The sequence below is a fragment of the Halomonas sp. BC04 genome (assembly GCF_000568385.1).
Window position 1 is genome coordinate 1 of sequence record NZ_AZQX01000127.1, and the last position, 16,555, is coordinate 16,555.

A 16,555-nucleotide genomic window follows, 5' to 3' on the forward strand; every position below is an offset into this window, starting at 1 on the left:
GACCATGCCGCCATCCACACGCAGCTTGCCTGGGCTTGCCTCCATGTCGTCGCGCATGCAGGCCTGGAGGTCGCGGGTCTGGTAGCAGACCGCCTGCAGCCCGGCGGCGACGATCTCGCCAATGCCGGTATCCCGGGTCAGGCCGAAGATCGCACCGCGCGCCTTGGGGTCCCAGTGCGGCGCGCCCAGGCCGGTAAAGGCCGGCACCAGGTAGACGCTGTGACCATCCCTGGTCTCGCGGGCCAGCGCCTCGGTCTCGGCGGCATTGTCGAACAGCTTGAGACCGTCGCGCAGCCACTGGACGGCAGCCCCGGCGACGAAGATGCTGCCTTCCATGGCATAGGTCGGCTTGCCGCCGAGACGATACGCCACGGTGGTCAGGAGTCGATTGCGGGAGACGGCGGCCTTGTCCCCGGTATTGACGATCATGAAGCAGCCGGTCCCGTAGGTGCTCTTACCCATGCCCGGCTCGAAGCAGGCCTGTCCGACCAGGGCCGCCTGCTGATCGCCGATGACCCCACCGATCGGCAATGCCTCACCCAGCAGGCTCGCCTCGGTCTGGCCGAAGTCATCGCTGCTGTCGCGAACCTCGGGCAACAGCGCTCGCGGGATATCGAACAGCGCGAGGAGCTCGTCATCCCACTGCTGGGTATGGATATTGAACAGCATGGTGCGGGACGCATTGGTAGCGTCGGTGGCATGCACCTGCCCACCGGTGAGCCGCCAGAGCAGAAAAGTGTCGACGGTGCCGAAGGCCAGCTCTCCCCGCTCCGCGCGATCGCGGGCGCCCTCGACGTTGTCCAGCAGCCAAGCCAGCTTGGTTGCCGAGAAGTAGGGATCGATCAGCAGTCCGGTACGTGCCTGGACCAGGTCAGCATACCCCTTGTCCCGCAGAGCCTGGCACGCGTCAGCCGTACGCCGGTCCTGCCAGACGACGGCATTGTAGAGCGCCTCACCGGTTTGTCGATCCCACAGCAGGGTGGTTTCGCGCTGGTTGGTGATGCCGATACCGGCAATGCGGGAAAGTGACCCACCGCTCTTCTCGACCACCTCTCTGCACGTCGCCAGCACCGTGCCCCAGATCGCCTCGGGGTCATGCTCGATCCAGCCGTCGTGGGGAAACTGCTGGGGAAACTCTTGCTGAGCGACGTGGGCCACGTTGCCACTGCGGTCGAAGAGGATGGCGCGGGAGCTGGTGGTCCCCTGGTCGATGGCAAGCAGGTAGTCGGCCATGATATGTCCTGTCATTGTATGTTCGTTTATGATCACCAAGGGTACTGCAGTGTGTTCGCAATGCTCTACGACTTTCGACGCAGCCCCGCCGCCTCTGCCGCTAACCCGCCGAATAGCTTACAATCTTGGGATCGCTAGGGAGCCGACATGAATCAACAGCAACGCCAGGATGCCATCGTCGATCTGGTCCGCCGCCAGGGGTATGCCAGTATCGAACAGCTTACCGAACATTTCGCCGTCACCCCGCAGACGGTGCGACGCGATCTCAATGCCCTGGCCGAGGAAGGAATGATACGCCGTGTTCACGGTGGAGCCGGCCTGGAATCGAGCACCGTCAATACCGCCTACAGCACTCGCAAGAACCTCAACCTCGAGGCCAAGCGGCGCATTGCCAGCCTGGTGGCCAGCCACATTCCCGACCACGCTTCACTCTTCATCAATATCGGCACCAGCAACGAAGTGGTGGCGGAAGCCCTGCTCGATCATCAGGGGCTGGAGGTCATCACCAACAACCTCAATGTCGCTGCCATTCTCCAGCACAAGGAGGACTTCAACGTCATCATCGCCGGTGGCAGGTACGCTCCCGTGACGGCGGCATCATCGGCGAAGCCACCATCGACTTCATCAACCAGTTCAAGGTCGATTACGGCATCATCGGTATCAGCGGTATCGATGAGGACGGCTCCCTCCTCGAGTTCGACTACCAGGAGGCCCGTGTGGCGCAGGCCATCATCCGCAACTCGCGCCAGGTCTATCTCACCGCCGACCATTCCAAGTTCCACCGCAATCCGGTAGTCCGCCAGGGCAATATCGCCCAGCTCGATGCCCTGTTCACCGATCGCCAGCCTCCCGAAGCGATCGTGCACCTGATGAAGGCCCACGACGTTGCCCTGCATCTGGCCTGATTGAGCGGTTATCGCTCGTCCGCTCCACCGCCCCACTGCTTTCCTCCGGTGCATCTCTCCTTGCACTGGCCTGCTACCCTTTTCCTCTTGATGTTCGGTTTCGATTCATCTATGTTCGTTTTCAAACACGACATGATGTCTGGCGATGTGACGCCAGCTGAACGGAGCCTGCATCCATGGCGGAACCCTCGCGCGACCTCCTCGACATGTACATCATCGGTGGCGGCATCAATGGCACGGGTATCGCCAATGATGCCGCCGGCCGCGGCCTTACCGTCGGGCTCTGTGAGCAGGGAGACCTGGCCGGGGCCACGTCGTCGGCAAGCAGCAAGCTGATCCATGGCGGACTTCGCTACCTGGAACACCATGAATTCCGCCTGGTCGGAGAGGCCCTGCGGGAGCGGGAAACGCTGCTCAACAAGGCACCTCACATCATCTGGCCCTTGCGCTTCATCCTCCCCCACCGCTCGCACCTGCGTCCGGCCTGGATGATCCGTGCCGGCCTGTTCCTGTACGACCACCTGGGCAAGCGCAAGCAGCTGCCCGGATCTCGTGGCGTTCGCTTCGGCTCGGATTCGCCGCTGAAGCCCGAGATAATGCGCGGTTTCGAATATTCGGACTGCTGGGTGGATGATGCCCGACTGGTGGTCCTCAATGCCATCCAGGCCCGCGAGGGCGGCGCCGAGATTCTCGTTCGCACGCGCTGTACTGCGGCCTATGAGGAGCAGGGCCACTGGTGCATCGAACTCCAGGACCAGCGGACCGGCAAGCGCTTGCGCCGCTATGCTCGCACCCTGGTCAATGCGGCGGGCCCCTGGGTGGAAAGCGTGATCCGCGAACAGACCCGTCGCAGGTCGCGCTATGCCATCCGCATGATCCAGGGCAGCCACCTGATCGTGCCCAGGCTCAACGCTGACGACCGCGCCTACATCCTCCAGAACAGCGATAGGCGCATCGTCTTCGTACTGCCATACGAAGATGACTTCAGCCTGGTGGGTACCACGGATAGGCGCTATGAGGGTGACCCCGCCCGTGTGGCCATCGCCGAGGAGGAGGTGGATTACCTGCTCGAGGTGGTCAACGAGAATTTTCGACGCCAGCTGACCCGCAGCGACGTGATCAGCAGCTTTTCCGGCGTGCGCCCCCTTTGCGACGACGAATCCGACGACCCTTCAGCAATGACCCGCGACTATACGCTGGCCTTCGACGAACAAGGCGCCCCGCTGCTATCGGTATTCGGCGGCAAGATCACCACCTATCGCAAGCTGGCGGAGTCGGCTCTCGAGATGCTCGCCCCACGCTTCCCTCACATGGGACGCCCCTGGACCGCCACCGTGGCGCTGCCGGGCGGTGACATCGCGAACCAGGTGAACTTCAGCCATCAGTTGCTCGAGACCTACCCCTGGTTGGGAGACGACCGCGCCAGGCGCTTCGCCCGCAGCTACGGGACGCTCTGCCTGCGCTTCCTGAGCGGCGCCACCGAGGAAGCCGACCTTGGCGAAGCCTTCGGCGCCGGGCTGACCGCCGCTGAAGTCGACTACCTGATCGATCATGAATGGGCTACGAGCACCGAAGACATCCTGTGGCGGCGCACCAAGCTTGGATTGCGCCTGACACCGCGCCAGCTCGATGCCCTGGTCCAGCATGTCGAGGCCCACTGCCAGGTGCTCGCCGCCTGAACAACGTTGGCCGCCCGGCCAGCGACAGCCATGCCTATTCGGGGATCCCCCCACGGGTCAGGCTGGCGGGATCGAGCAGCCGCTCCAACTCGTCGCGGCTCAGATCTGTCTGATCCTCCGCCACATCGATGATGGGCCGGCCGGCCTTGTAAGCCTCCTTGGCAACGGCTGCTGCGGCATCGTAGCCGATGACGCCATTGAGCGCGGTAACCAGGATCGGATTACGCGCCAGCGGTTCGGCCATGTTCGCCTCCCGCACCTTGAAGGTGGCGATGGCGCGGTCGGCCAGCAAGCGTGCGCTGTTGCTCATCAAGGTGATCGACGTCAGCAGATTGTGGGCGACCAGGGGCAGCATGACATTGAGCTGGAAGTTGCCACTCTGGCCAGCCACCGTCACGGCGGCATCCAGGCCGATCACCTGGGCGGCAGCCTGGGCCGCCGATTCCGGGATCACGGGGTTGACCTTGCCCGGCATGATGGAACTGCCGGGCTGCAGCGCTTCCAGCTCGATCTCCCCCAGGCCGGCCAGCGGCCCGGAGTTCATCCAGCGCAGATCGTTGGCGATCTTCATCACCACGCAGGCCAGGCCCTTGAGCTGCCCGGAGAGCTCCACGGCACCATCCTGGGAAGCCAGGCTGGCGAAGAAACTGTCATTTGGCCGTAGCGAAAGCCCCGTCTGCTCGCTCAACTCACGCGCCATTCTCTCGGCAAATTCAGGATGGGCATTGATGCCCGTGCCTACCGCAGTGCCGCCCTGGGCCAGCCTACAGAGACGAAGCATGGCACTGTCGAGGCGCTCGATAGCCTGGCCCAGTTGGCTCGACCACCCCCCCAGCTCCTGACTCAAACGCAGCGGCATGGCATCCATCAGGTGAGTACGCCCGGTCTTGACCACCCCGTCGAGTTCCAATGCTCGCTCGTCGATGGTCGCCCGCAGATGGACCAGGGCGGGTCGCAGCCGCGTGGTGACTTCCAGTGCCGCCGAAAGGTGGATCGCCGTGGGGATGACGTCATTACTCGACTGCCCCATGTTGACATGGTCATTGGGGCCAACTTGCAGGTCATCGTGGCTCGCCAGGCGTGAGATGACTTCATTGACGTTCATGTTGCTCGAGGTGCCGGAACCGGTCTGGAAGACGTCCACCGGGAACTGGGTGTCGTGCCTGCCTCGATGATTGCCTGGGCGGCATCGGCGATGGCCTCGGCACGCTCGCCATCCAGCAACTTCAGGTCACGGTTGACCCGGGCCGCCGCCAGCTTGATGCGCGCTATGGCATGGATGAAGGCGGGCGGCATCGCTTGACCGGATACCGGGAAATTATTGACTGCCCGCTGAGTCTGGGCGCCGTACAGGGCGTCGTGCGGCACCTTCAGCTCGCCCATGCTGTCTCGTTCGATACGATGGTCGCTCATCTCTCCTCCTCCCTGTCGGTACTGCACTGCCACCAACACGCTTGACCAAGACTCATGGCCCAAGCTTTTACCATGGTTGCCGCTGACACCAGTTGCAAGGGCAGCAGGCACCTCACCCGTGCAGTAGCGCCGGTCACGACGCAAACCTGAAGCGGCCCACCGGCTACGCTTTACAAGAAATAAACAATATTTGAATATCTAAGCACCAAACTATTACATAACTAGTATCGATGAGTGAGTCACCTCAGTTTCTTTATTCAAGTTTCTCCATTCGATCCATTCCTTGATACCTATCGTGGAATGCAAAGGCTCAGTCAAACTAGGATTGCCTCACTGTAGCCCACTCAGCTCAGGTTCATTGATAACGCTAATGGAATGGTAAACATGGACAACTTGACGGCACTCACGCTACTACCGCATGAACAGCTCAGCATTGCCCACACCCATGAAACAGGGGAGCTGAACCGTTACCGGCGACTGGCACTCAGCTTCCTGCCGATCGCGCCCCATATCAGTCGCCTGATGGCAGCCCTTGGCATGGAGTGCGAACAGCGCATTCAGACGTTGCGCAACGTCGCCACACAACTGGAACTCGAAGCCTGCGTCTCCCTGAACCCGCCCCGGGAATCGCCTTTCCTGCCGCGTTCGAGCCGGCACTTCTTTGTGGTGGATGATGCCATGAGCCGGGATGCCCTGATGGGGGCCGAGGATGCCGCCGAGGTCACATGCAGGCTCTTTGCCTGGCTGCTGGAAACCAATGCGACGCCGGAGCTGCATCGACCCTTGCTGGCTTTCGTGACCCAGAAGAACAACGAATACCGCATCATTCAAGAGTGCCGGGAGCCGGGCCGCCCGATCTGGACCAGCCGCATGCCACAGCACATCAAGGCAGCCAGTGCGATATAGCAGCAACGGAAGCCCGGGGCGCAGCGGGTGCCGAACCCGCTGCGCTCGGCGCCCCACTAAGCCTCACGCTGGGGGTGACGCCGACCGCTGGCAGTCGCCAGGCTCTTCAGCCGCTCGAGATCGAAAATCCGGTATTCATGGCCGCTCACCTCCAACAGATTCTGCCGCTGGTAGCTCACCAGCACTCGCCCCACGGTTTCCGGGGTCAGTCCCAGGTGGCTCGCGATATCGCTTCGCGACAGGGCCAGGCGGAAGTGGTGTGGCGAATAGCCTCGAAGCCGGAAACGCTCGGAAACGGCCTCGAAAAAGCAGGCCAGCCGAACTTCGGCCGTTCGACGCAGGAGCAGGTTTAGTCCCAGTCGCTCATCGTGCATTGCCTGGCTCAGGTAACGAGGTAAAAGCCGACGTATCCCATCGGAGCGGGTACAAAGCTGGTCGAGCTGTTCGAACGGGATCTCGCATACGCCGGAGGTTTCCAGGGCGACAAGCGACCCCGTGTACGCACCCTCGCCGATGGCGTCCAACCCAACCAGATCGCCCGGCAGATACAGCGCCGTGACGAGATATTCATCGCTGTCGGTCACGACGACCTGCTTGAGGCTACCCGTACGGACGGTAAACAGGCTGTCGAATGCAGCACCCTGGCGCACCAGGACCTGGCGTTTTTCAAGCGTCTCGGCCGGTCGAACGATGCGGCTGAACAATGCCCTCTCCTCCTGGGGAAGGCCCGCCATGAGGCAGAGGGAACCGAGACGGCACGAGAGGCAGCTCAGTGCATCCGGATCATGGGGATTTATCTTGCCTTGACTCGTCATGGCAGCCCCCTATCCTTAGGGATTCTTAGAATCTAGACCAAAGTATAGAAGTTGGCTGACGTAGTGAAAGGTGAAAACCCTCATGCCTCGATGTAACGAGTGGGTAGAGAAACTAGCTGGCGGGATGATGTAAACCATACAGCGGGGGATGACACGCCAAACTAGAATTAATGTTGCGCTGCGATATCAGCCAGGACAGGCTTGTGGCAGTCAGCACGGCCACGAACGGAGTCACCGTCATGCAGGGGGGCACGACAATGCTATCGTCAAACTGGCTTACACAGGATTGTCTTAACCGACTCGGCAGCAATGCCGGCGCAGTATTGATGAGCCTGTGGGATTTTTTTCCTGAACAGATGTTCCTGGTGCGAATAGAAGGTTGCGAGAACTTCATCATCGAGGACATCAACCCTGCACAGCAAGCCCGACTGGGGAGCGAACCGACCTGGGTGGGCAATCACTTGGCCCACCTGTTCCCCTCTCCGTTTAGCGATGATGTGATAACCCACTGCGTCCGCTGCATGGAGGAGGGCATGCCGGTTCGCTACGAGGCCACCGGCTGCTTCCTCGACAGGGAGGGCCAACAGTGCGAGGGCCGCCGACAGGTCCTGCTGGTGCCGATCGCCAACCCGCTGGGCGAATTGACGCACCTGCTCGGCATCGTCCACGACTCCCTCTGGGTCCCTGCGCTGCCGGGTCTTCAGGAGCTGGAACGGGAGCTGGAGCGCCGGGTCATGGCGCGCACGAATGAGTTGATGGCTGCCAACCTGCACTTGACCTACCTGGCCACCCATGACTGTCTCACGGAGACTTATAACCGCCGACACCTTCTCGAACTGGCCGATAACGAATTCAGGCGCGCCTCCCGCTACGAGCTGACGCTATGCCTGATGATGCTCGACATCGACAATTTCAAGCTCATCAACGATGAGCAAGGCCACCTGGCCGGGGACCACGCGCTGAGAACCGTGGCCCAGGCGACGTTGGCGATGGTTCGCGATGGTTCGCGATTGCGATCTGGTGGGTCGGTACGGTGGGGATGAGTTCATTATCGTACTGCCCGAGACGGACATCATGGGGGCAAGAGCCATCGCCGAGCGGCTTAGCAAAACCCTCCAGGAGGCCGGCCGGCTCTCTGTCAGTATTGGCATTGCCTCCCGATTGCATGACGACCAGTCGATGGATGACCTGATTCATCGGGCCGACACCCTGCTGCTACATGCCAAGCGCAGCGGCCGCAACCGGGTCGAGTGCCCCGCCGACGCCCCGCCCTCCCAGCGGAACGGGGCCAGCGGCAATTTTGTGCCGTTACGCTAAAATGCAAAATCGATGTTGCACTGCACAAATCGCTCTGCTATTGTGCATTGCAACAGAGCGGGATCTCCCGTTCGATGTCTTATCAAGAACCTGGAGGTTCCTATCATGACGAATGCATTCAACTTCGATACCAAGCAGTTTGACACCAAGCAGTTCGAGTCAATGTTCTTTGCCCCGGCCCGCGCTTTTGCGGCGCTGAGCGTCGACTACACCGAAAAGCTGGTCAACGCCCAACTGGACGCCACCAAGCCTATACCGATACCGGCCTGGCCCAGGTGCGCAGCCTGATGAACGTCAAGGACGCCGAAGGCCTCCGTGCGTACATGGAAGGCCAGCAGCAGGTCGCCAAGGAGCTGACCGAGCGCCTGAAGGGTGACGCCGAGAAGGTCGCCTCCCTGCAGCAGGACTTCGTGCAGAAGAGTCAGAAGCTGGCCGAGACCAACGTCAAGCAGGCCCAGGAAACTGCCACCAAGGCTAGCAAGTAAAGCCGGTGGCCGGCCCCTGAGGCCGGCATGACGACAAGGCCCGCCGATCATCGATCGGCGGGCCTTTTCCGTTATGGGGATACTGTCATGAGGATATGAAGCTGTCACCTGACCGGTGACATCGTTTATTCTCGTAGGGCACGGGCGAATCACGAGGAAGTACAGATGAAAGCGTGGATTCCAGTAGCGCTGCTCGGCCTCGCACTTGCCGGCTGCCAGATGATGGAACCCGGGCCACCGCCCGAGCGGATCGAAGTCATCGACATCGGCGACGAGCGCCCACCGGCAGTCGAACGAGCTGATCCGGACCGGGTCACGCCGGGCAGGGTCGCCCGCCAGGTCGCCTTTCCCGAACGGGAGTATGCCAACCTGGAACGATCGGGCTCCGCGGCGATCAGTGGCCGCCTGGCCTTGAACGGCATGCCGGGTGCCGGTGAGACCGTGGCGGTTGCACCGGTAACCACCTATTCCGCCGAGGCTGCCGAACATGCGCTGGCGGGCCGCGCGGTAGAACCTGCCGACCCCCGCGCCCAGGCGTTCACTCATACGACCCGCACCGACAACAACGGACAATTCAGCCTGCAGGGGCTTCCCGCCGGCGAGTTTTATGTGATGGGGAGCGTGGTGAATCCCGGCAACGGCCAGCGACAGGCCATCATCCGGCAGGTATCGCTACGCAATGGGCAGCGGTTGGAAGTCAACCTGAGCCGATGACCTTGAGTCGAGAAATCCGAGTCAAGAAACCTGGGCCGGGAAACCTGGCCCGGCCTACCAGTCCAGCGCCTGCTTGACGAACGGTATCGTCAGCTTGCGCTGGGCGGTGAGCGAGGCTCGATCGAGCACCGCCAGCGATTCGCATAGCTCGCCCAAGCCGCGCGGCCCGCGGTGCAGGATATAGCGCGCCACTTCATCCGGCAGCTGCATGCCGCGAACCCGGGCGCGCAGCTGTAGCGCCTGCAAGCGTTCGGCATCGTCGAGCCCCTGGAGATGGAAAGTCACGCCCCAGGTCAGGCGTGACGCCAGGTCCGGCAGTTTTACCGGCAGTTGGCGCGGCGAGACGGCAGAGGCGATGAGCAGGTGCTTACCGGCATCGCGTAACCGATTGAAGGCATGGAATAGCCCCTCTTCCCAGCGCTTTCGTCCCACCACCGCATCCACGTCGTCAATGGCCACCAGGTCGAGTCGCTCGACCTCCTCCAGCATCAGCGGCGGAAAGTGCCCCAGCTCCTCGAGCGGGAGATAGAGCGCACGGAGGTCCCGACTGGATGCCGCATGGCAGGCGGCCTGTAGCAGATGGGTTCGGCCGGTGCCGGCAGCCCCCCACAGGTAAACGAAGGGCTCGCCGCTTTCGCCAAGCTGCTGGATCAGCGTCTCCAGCAGGGTGGCGTTGGCGCCCGGCAGAAAGCTGTCGAAGGTGGCATCGTCACGCAGACTCACTCCCAGCGGCAGCTGCGCCGGTGCTCGGCTCATGAAGAATCCTCGTCGTGTCGCTTGCGTAGCCCGGCATCGTACAAGCTGCTGCGCTTGTAGCGATCCTTCAGTTCACGCAAGAGTACCATGATCACCGCCGCTGCCGGCAGCGCCAGCAGAACGCCGGTAAAACCGAACAGCGTCCCCCCTGCCAACACGGCAAAGATCACGGCAACCGGATGAAGTCCGATCTTGTCACCCAGCAGCTTGGGCTGCAGCACGGTGCTTTCGATAATCTGCCCGAAGGTGAACACGCCCACGACCCCCACCAGCGCCAGCCAGCTACCGAACTGAAAGAAGGCCACGATCAGCGCCACACTGATGCCGACGATGAAGCCCAGGAAAGGCACGATACTGGCCAGACCCGCCACCATGCCGATCAAGAGGCCGAAACGAACCCCCATCAGGGTCAGCCCGATGGCGTAGATGGCCCCAAGGGTCAGCATGACCAGCAACTGGCCTCGCAGGAAGGCCGACAGCACCTCGTCACAGCGGGAGACCAGACGCACTGCCTCGGGCTCCCATTGGCGCGGCACCAGGTTGCGCAGGTTGTCGAGCAACCGCCCCCAGTCCAGCAGCAGGTAGAAGGTCACCACGGGAATCAGGGCCACATAGGTCACCCAGGTGACGAGGGCCATACCCGAGCGCCCGATCTGGCCCAGGAACTGGGCGAGATAACCGCCGGCGTCCTGCCAGTGCTCGGCGAGGGTCTCCTGGACGTTTTCCAGATCCGCCGCGACATCCAGCCCGGTCCAGCCCCGGATCTGGGGGGCCAGCACCGTTTCCACCCATTCGAAGATGCCGGGCACCAGCTGGCCGAACTGCCTGACCTGCTGGACTGCCAGAGGAATCAGCACCAGCAGCGCCAGGCCCAGGACCAGCGACAACAACAGGAAGACGACACAGACCGCCAGCGTCCGCGACAATCCCCATTGCTGGAACCGATTGGCCAGGGGATCGGCCAGGTACGCCAGGATCATGCCGGCGATGAACGGCATCAGCATCGCTTCCAGCTGGAACAGCAGCCACAGCATCGCGACTGCAGCAATCAGAACCCACCACTCTCTGCGCATCCCACACTCCCTGCGTTGGACGACCACGACAATGCGGGCCGTGCGCCGTGATGCTACAATTCCCGCCCGATCTTGCCCACTGCTCGTCGATTCGCTCCGGGCAATCGACGCGCCATACCGATGTTAGAGCGGCAGCGCTACACTAACCGCAACCGCGACTTTATACAGGACAGGCCATGACCGACTCCACTTCCGCCCAGCCGTCCAAGGCACCGCTCAGCTACAAGGATGCCGGTGTCGACATCGACGCCGGAAACGCCCTGGTCGACCGTATCAAGGGCGTTGCCAAACGCACCATGCGCCCGGAGGTGATGGGCGGGCTAGGCGGCTTCGGCGCTCTGTGCGAGCTGCCGGCCGGCTACCGCGAGCCGGTACTGGTGTCCGGTACCGACGGCGTGGGTACCAAGCTGCGTCTCGCCATGGATCTTGGCAAACATGACACCATCGGCATCGATCTCGTCGCCATGTGCGTCAACGACCTGGTGGTGGCCGGTGCCGAACCGCTGTTCTTCCTCGACTACTATGCCACGGGCAAGCTGGATGTGGACATCGCCGCGGACGTGGTCACCGGTATCGGTGAAGGCTGTGAGCGGTCGGGATGCGCCCTGGTGGGTGGTGAAACCGCCGAGATGCCCGGCATGTACGAAGGCAGCGACTACGACCTGGCCGGTTTCTGTGTCGGCGTGGTCGAGAAGTCCGAGATCCTGGACGGCAGCAAGGTCGCCGAAGGCGACGTGCTCCTCGGCATCGCCTCCTCGGGCCCCCACTCCAACGGCTATTCGCTGATCCGCAAGATTCTCGAGGTGAGCGGCGCCTCCCTCGATATCGCGGTGGATGGCGGGCCCCTGGGCGATGCTCTGCTCGCCCCAACCCGTATCTACGTCAAGCCGCTGCTGTCATTGATCAAGGAGAGTGGCGTGGCGGTCCATGCGCTGTCCCACATCACCGGTGGGGGCCTGCTGGAGAATATCCCGCGGGTATTGCCCGAGACCCTTGGCGCCCGTATCGACGTCGCCAGCTGGACGCGCCCCAAGGTCTTCGACTGGCTGCAGGAGCAGGGCAACGTCGACGAGCACGAGATGCACCGGGTGCTGAACTGCGGCATCGGCATGGTCGTAGTGGTTCCCGCCGACCAGGCCGACCAGGCGCGCGCCCACCTCCAGGCACAGGGCGAGACGGTCTATCGCATCGGCGAGATCACCGCCCGTCAACAGGACGAAGATCCGGTTCGGCTGGAGAACCTGAAGGCATGAGTGACCCTGGCTTTACGCACGATTCCCCACAGAGCGACACCCTGAACGACTTCACCCCCGAGCCCAGCGAGGTTCGGCGGGTGGTCGTGCTGATTTCGGGCAGTGGCAGTAACCTGCAGGCGCTGATCGATGCCCAGAGCCATGATGAACTTGGCGGCGAGATCGTGGCGGTCGTTTCCAATTTGGCAAATGCCCATGGCCTGGTTAGGGCGCGGGATGCCGGCATCGATGCAGTGGCCCTGCCCCACCGGGAGTACGACAGCCGCGAAGCCTACGACGGCGCCTGATCAAGGTCATCGATCGCCATCAGCCCGACCTGATCGTGCTGGCCGGCTTCATGCGCATCCTGACTCCGCGCTTCGTGCAGCGCTACCTGGGGCGGATGCTCAATATCCACCCTTCGCTGCTGCCTGCCTACCAGGGACTGAACACCCACGCCAAGGCGCTTGCCGATGGCGTTGCAGAGCATGGCTGCAGCGTGCATTTCGTCACCGAAGAGCTCGACAGCGGGCCGGTGGTGATCCAGGCCGCCGTGGACATCGTCGAGGGGGAAACCGAGGCCAGCCTCCAGCAGAAGGTGCATACCCGCGAGCACCTGATCTACCCCATCGCCGTGAAGTGGTTCCTGGAAGGTCGCCTGCGACTGGAAGCGACGGCGCGACCCTCGATGGCACCCGCCTGCCCCCCCAGGGCCTGCGGCTCTCCCATGCCGATGCGGCCGAAGAGCTCGACGAGGAACTGGACGAGGAGTAGGCGCCGTCAGGCGCCCCGGCGGAGGCTGAAAGGTTGGTTGTCGTCGCGAATGCCGGCAACACCGCCGGGAGGCCTTCGGCCTCCAGTCGTGATCTGAAGATTCTCCTACAAGATGGCGTGGCACCGTTAGTGGAACGTATCATTGTTGGAGCGCTGCTCCGCATCGCGACTGGCGCCGCCAGGCGCCTTGGCGGAGACTGCAACGCTGGTGGTAACTGCCAACCTCGGCAACACCGCCGGGAGGCCTTCGGCCTCCAGTCGTGATCTGAAGATTCCTCCGACAAGATGGCGTGGCACCGTAGGTGGAAAAAGCAGCTGTTGGAGCGCTCGGTTCGGCGCTCCGAGTCCCCATCGCGACTGGCACCTCAGGTGCGCGGCAAGGTAACCCCCCGCTGCCCCATGTACTTGCCACCCCGATCCTTGTAGGAGGTCTCGCAGATCTCATCCGACTCCAGAAACAGCATCTGGGCCACGCCCTCGTTGGCGTAGATCTTGGCCGGCAGGTTGGTGGTGTTGGAGAACTCCAGGGTCACATGCCCTTCCCACTCCGGCTCGAGCGGCGTCACGTTGACGATGATGCCGCAGCGGGCATAGGTGGACTTGCCCAGGCAGATGGTCAGCACACTACGCGGGATACGGAAGTATTCGACGGTGCGGGCCAGGGCGAAGGAGTTGGGCGGAATGACGCAGACATCACCCTTGATATCGACGAAGCTCTTCTCATCGAAGGCCTTGGGATCGACGATCGCGGAGTGGATATTGGTGAATACCTTGAATTCATCGGCACAACGCACATCGTAGCCATAGCTGGACGTACCGTAGGAGATCACCCGCTGGTCGTTCACGTAGCGAACCTGGTCGGCTTCGAAGGGCTCGATCATGCCATCCCGCTCGGCCATGCGGCGGATCCAACTGTCGGCTTTGATGCTCATTGGGTCGTCCTGATGCTGTCAAATCACGAATCGGGGCTGCCATGATAGCGGCCCCGGCGTCGGGCGTCACTGCCTGCTCGATCGTCCAGGTCTACCGCTCGGGGCTGATCCGGGGACAGGCCTACAAGGAGGCGCTGTAAACCCCTCCTTGGGCGCTACTTTTGCCATCCATGGCAAAAGACCTCCTTTTCGGCCTGTCCCCGGCGCCCCTCGCTACAGGGAGCTGCCCTAGCCCTGATCAATCATCGCTGAAGGAGATGCTTGGCCCTTCGTCTGCCTGCTGCCCTTCGATCTGCTCGGCGATCTGGCGGGCCATGTCACGGAAGGTGGCAGTCACGTCACCATCCGGCTCTGCCACCACCGTCGGCCGCCCGCCGTCGACCTGCTCGCGAATCGAAAGGGCCAGGGGCAGCCGCCCCAGTAGACGAGTCTCGTACTCCGCCGAGATCCGCTCACCGCCGCCTTCACCGAAGATCGGCTCGGAATGGCCGCACTGGGTGCAGACATGCAGGCTCATGTTCTCGACGATGCCGAGCACCGGCACGTTGACCTTGCGGAACATCTCGATGCCCTTGCGCGCGTCGAGCAGGGCAATGTCCTGGGGCGTGGTCACGATGACGGCGCCGTCGACGGGCACCTTCTGGGCCAGCGTCAGCTGAATGTCACCGGTGCCCGGAGGCATGTCGATGAACAGCACATCGAGATTGTCCCAGGCCGTCTGGGTCAGTAGCTGCTGGAAGGCACCGGACACCATGGGGCCGCGCCATACCATGGGCTCGCGGGTATCCACCATGAAGGCCATGGACATGGCCTGAAGCCCGTGGGCCTCCAGCGGCCTGAAGCGGTTCTCGCCGGCCTGTTGCGGTCGTACACCTTCTGCCACACCGAGCATCTGGGCCTGACTGGGCCCGTAGATGTCGGCATCCAGGATGCCGGTACGGTACCCCTCGGCGGCCATGGCCAAGGCCAGGTTGACGGCGACGGTGGACTTGCCCACCCCGCCCTTGCCGGATGCCACGGCGACGATATGCTTGACCCCTTCAATCACGACTCGCTCCTTGTACTGATGGATGTCTCTCCGCTCGTGGGAAACATGGAATCACTTCGGCCAGTATAACGCGCTCTCAATCGGCCAAACGAGAAGCGGCGAGCCTGGCTCGCCGCTTTTCCGCCTTCTGATGCCTAGCGCCTGATTCAAGACTGCTCGGCTTCCTCTTCCTCGTCCTCTTCCTCTTCTTCGGCCTGCTCAGATTCCTGTTGCTGGGCACGCTCCGGATCGGACGTACGAAGCTGGAGATCCTCCAATTCACTGCGCCATTCGGAGAGCTGTGCTTCCAGTCGCTGCAGCTGTTGCTGGCGACGCTCGATCTGATCATCGAGCTGAGCCAGGGCACCGCGCCCATCCTCGAGCTCCTCCATCAGAGCCTCACGCTCGGCACGCGCTTCCTCAACCTCGGACAGGGTTTGCTCGCGCAGCTCCCTCGCCTCGCCGATTTCGCGTTCCACCTCGTCACGCCAGGCCTCCAGGGCTTCGATGTCGTTCTCCAGCGCGTCGACGGTGGATTCGCGCTCGCTGATCTCGGCACCCAACGTATCCAACTGCTCATCTGCCGCAGCAATGTCCTCTTCGATCACTGCCAGCTCATTATCGGCCAGGTCACGGGCGACCTCGGCCTCCTGGCGCTCATCAACGGCGATCTGACGCAACTCTTCGGCTTCCTGGCGTGCCGCCTCGGCCTCCTGGCGTGCCTCTTCGGCTTCCTGACGAGCGGCTTCGGCATCACTGCGAGCCTGTTCCACCGCCTCATGCTCGCCACGCAGTTCGACCAGCGCCTCTTCTGCCTCGGCCTTCTCGGCCTGGTAGGCTTCGATGTCGGCCTCAAGAGCAGCACGTTCCTCCTGAAGCTCACCCAGCTGCCCCTCGACCTCAGCCACTTCGGCCTCAAGGCGTGCGATCTCGGCGCGGGCGGCTTCCTGCTCCTCGGCCAATGCCGCCTCGGCAGCCTGCTGCTCCTCATTGAGCTCTGCCACACGGGCTTCCAGGGCTTCGATGTCCTCTCCTGCGGCATCGCGTTCCTGCAGCTGGGAGGCTAACTGTTGGCGTTCATCCTGTACCGCCGCCAGTTGCTCCTCAAGGGCTGCACTGCGATCGCGATGATTGCCGGCGCTGTTGTGGGCAAAGATCGCCCAGATCACCGCAAGCAGCGCCACGGCCACCAGGGCCTTGACACGATTGTCCTTGTAAAGTGGGCTCTGGGTATTTTCCGACATTGGCAAGACCCTCTCTCTGGTAATAGATGCCTGGCATCGAGCGATGACAG

The 16,555-nt window shown here is 62.7% G+C and carries 13 protein-coding genes and 4 pseudogenes; 9 read left to right on the plus strand and 8 right to left on the minus strand.

Going from position 1 to position 16,555, the window contains the following annotated elements; genetic code table 11:
• A partial coding sequence (gene glpK / locus Q427_RS08925) for a glycerol kinase GlpK (RefSeq protein WP_043513102.1) occupies positions 1-1,233 on the minus strand: 1,233 nt, incomplete at its 3' end.
• A 147-nt stretch (positions 1,234-1,380) separates the two neighbouring features.
• Here glpK and Q427_RS08930 point away from each other — a divergent pair.
• Together Q427_RS08930 and glpD are read left to right on the plus strand one after the other, a co-directional pair.
• Positions 1,381-2,138 (plus strand): annotated as a pseudogene (locus Q427_RS08930) (DeoR/GlpR family transcriptional regulator).
• Positions 2,139-2,314: 176 nt separating this feature from the next.
• Complete coding sequence (glpD, locus tag Q427_RS08935; protein ID WP_043513084.1) at positions 2,315-3,817, plus strand: glycerol-3-phosphate dehydrogenase; 1,503 nt, start codon at positions 2,315-2,317, stop codon at positions 3,815-3,817.
• A 34-nt stretch (positions 3,818-3,851) separates the two neighbouring features.
• On the opposite strand, the pseudogene Q427_RS08940 reads toward glpD, so the two are convergent.
• A pseudogene (locus Q427_RS08940) lies at positions 3,852-5,230 on the minus strand (class II fumarate hydratase).
• 384 nt (positions 5,231-5,614) lie between these two features.
• Between Q427_RS08940 and Q427_RS08945 the strand changes: the two are divergent.
• The gene (locus Q427_RS08945) at positions 5,615-6,136 is read left to right on the plus strand and encodes a hypothetical protein (RefSeq protein WP_043513087.1); all 522 of its coding nucleotides are present in this window, start codon (positions 5,615-5,617) and stop codon (positions 6,134-6,136) included.
• A gap of 56 nt (positions 6,137-6,192) precedes the next feature.
• Here Q427_RS08945 and Q427_RS08950 read toward each other — a convergent pair whose 3' ends face one another.
• Positions 6,193-6,840: a cyclic nucleotide-binding domain-containing protein gene (locus tag Q427_RS08950; protein ID WP_197030560.1), complete on the minus strand. Its 648-nt coding sequence runs from the start codon at positions 6,838-6,840 to the stop codon at positions 6,193-6,195.
• Positions 6,841-7,277: 437 nt separating this feature from the next.
• Here Q427_RS08950 and Q427_RS35200 point away from each other — a divergent pair, with 437 nt between their 5' ends.
• The 4 genes and pseudogenes from Q427_RS35200 (at position 7,278) to Q427_RS08965 (ending at position 9,467) form a co-directional block, all read left to right on the plus strand.
• On the plus strand, positions 7,278-7,994 hold the full coding sequence (locus Q427_RS35200) for a sensor domain-containing diguanylate cyclase (RefSeq protein ID WP_197030561.1): 717 nt from the start codon (positions 7,278-7,280) through the stop codon (positions 7,992-7,994).
• Entirely contained in the window at positions 7,972-8,268 is a 297-nt protein-coding gene (locus Q427_RS35205) for a GGDEF domain-containing protein (RefSeq protein ID WP_051496247.1), read from the plus strand. Before Q427_RS35200 ends, Q427_RS35205 begins: the two co-directional genes overlap by 23 nt.
• A 105-nt stretch (positions 8,269-8,373) precedes the next feature.
• Positions 8,374-8,753: pseudogene (locus tag Q427_RS08960) on the plus strand (phasin family protein).
• Positions 8,754-8,918: 165 nt separating this feature from the next.
• Entirely contained in the window at positions 8,919-9,467 is a 549-nt protein-coding gene (locus tag Q427_RS08965) for a carboxypeptidase-like regulatory domain-containing protein (protein ID WP_043513089.1), read from the plus strand.
• Positions 9,468-9,521: 54 nt separating this feature from the next.
• On the opposite strand, the gene hda is transcribed toward Q427_RS08965, so the two are convergent.
• Together hda and Q427_RS08975 are read right to left on the minus strand one after the other, a co-directional pair.
• Positions 9,522-10,223 carry a DnaA regulatory inactivator Hda gene (hda, locus tag Q427_RS08970; protein ID WP_043513092.1) on the minus strand — a complete coding sequence of 234 codons (702 nt, stop codon included), beginning with the start codon at positions 10,221-10,223 and terminating at the stop codon, positions 9,522-9,524.
• Entirely contained in the window at positions 10,220-11,296 is a 1,077-nt protein-coding gene (locus tag Q427_RS08975) for an AI-2E family transporter (protein WP_043513096.1), read from the minus strand. Before Q427_RS08975 ends, hda begins: the two co-directional genes overlap by 4 nt.
• Before the next feature lie 176 nt (positions 11,297-11,472).
• On the opposite strand from Q427_RS08975, the gene purM reads away from it, so the two are divergent.
• Positions 11,473-12,549: a phosphoribosylformylglycinamidine cyclo-ligase gene (purM, locus tag Q427_RS08980; protein ID WP_043513098.1), complete on the plus strand. Its 1,077-nt coding sequence runs from the start codon at positions 11,473-11,475 to the stop codon at positions 12,547-12,549.
• Positions 12,546-13,302: pseudogene (gene purN / locus Q427_RS08985) on the plus strand (phosphoribosylglycinamide formyltransferase). The gene purM and the pseudogene purN overlap by 4 nt, the downstream one beginning before the upstream one ends.
• A gap of 365 nt (positions 13,303-13,667) precedes the next feature.
• On the opposite strand, the gene dcd reads toward purN, so the two are convergent.
• The 3 genes from dcd to Q427_RS09000 form a co-directional block, all read right to left on the minus strand.
• Complete coding sequence (dcd, locus tag Q427_RS08990; protein WP_043510379.1) at positions 13,668-14,234, minus strand: dCTP deaminase; 567 nt, start codon at positions 14,232-14,234, stop codon at positions 13,668-13,670.
• A 238-nt stretch (positions 14,235-14,472) separates the two neighbouring features.
• The gene (apbC, locus tag Q427_RS08995; protein ID WP_231613573.1) at positions 14,473-15,279 is read right to left on the minus strand and encodes an iron-sulfur cluster carrier protein ApbC; all 807 of its coding nucleotides are present in this window, start codon (positions 15,277-15,279) and stop codon (positions 14,473-14,475) included.
• Between the two features lie 149 nt (positions 15,280-15,428).
• On the minus strand, positions 15,429-16,555 hold a 1,127-nt coding region (locus Q427_RS09000; protein WP_231613572.1), incomplete at its 5' end, for a hypothetical protein.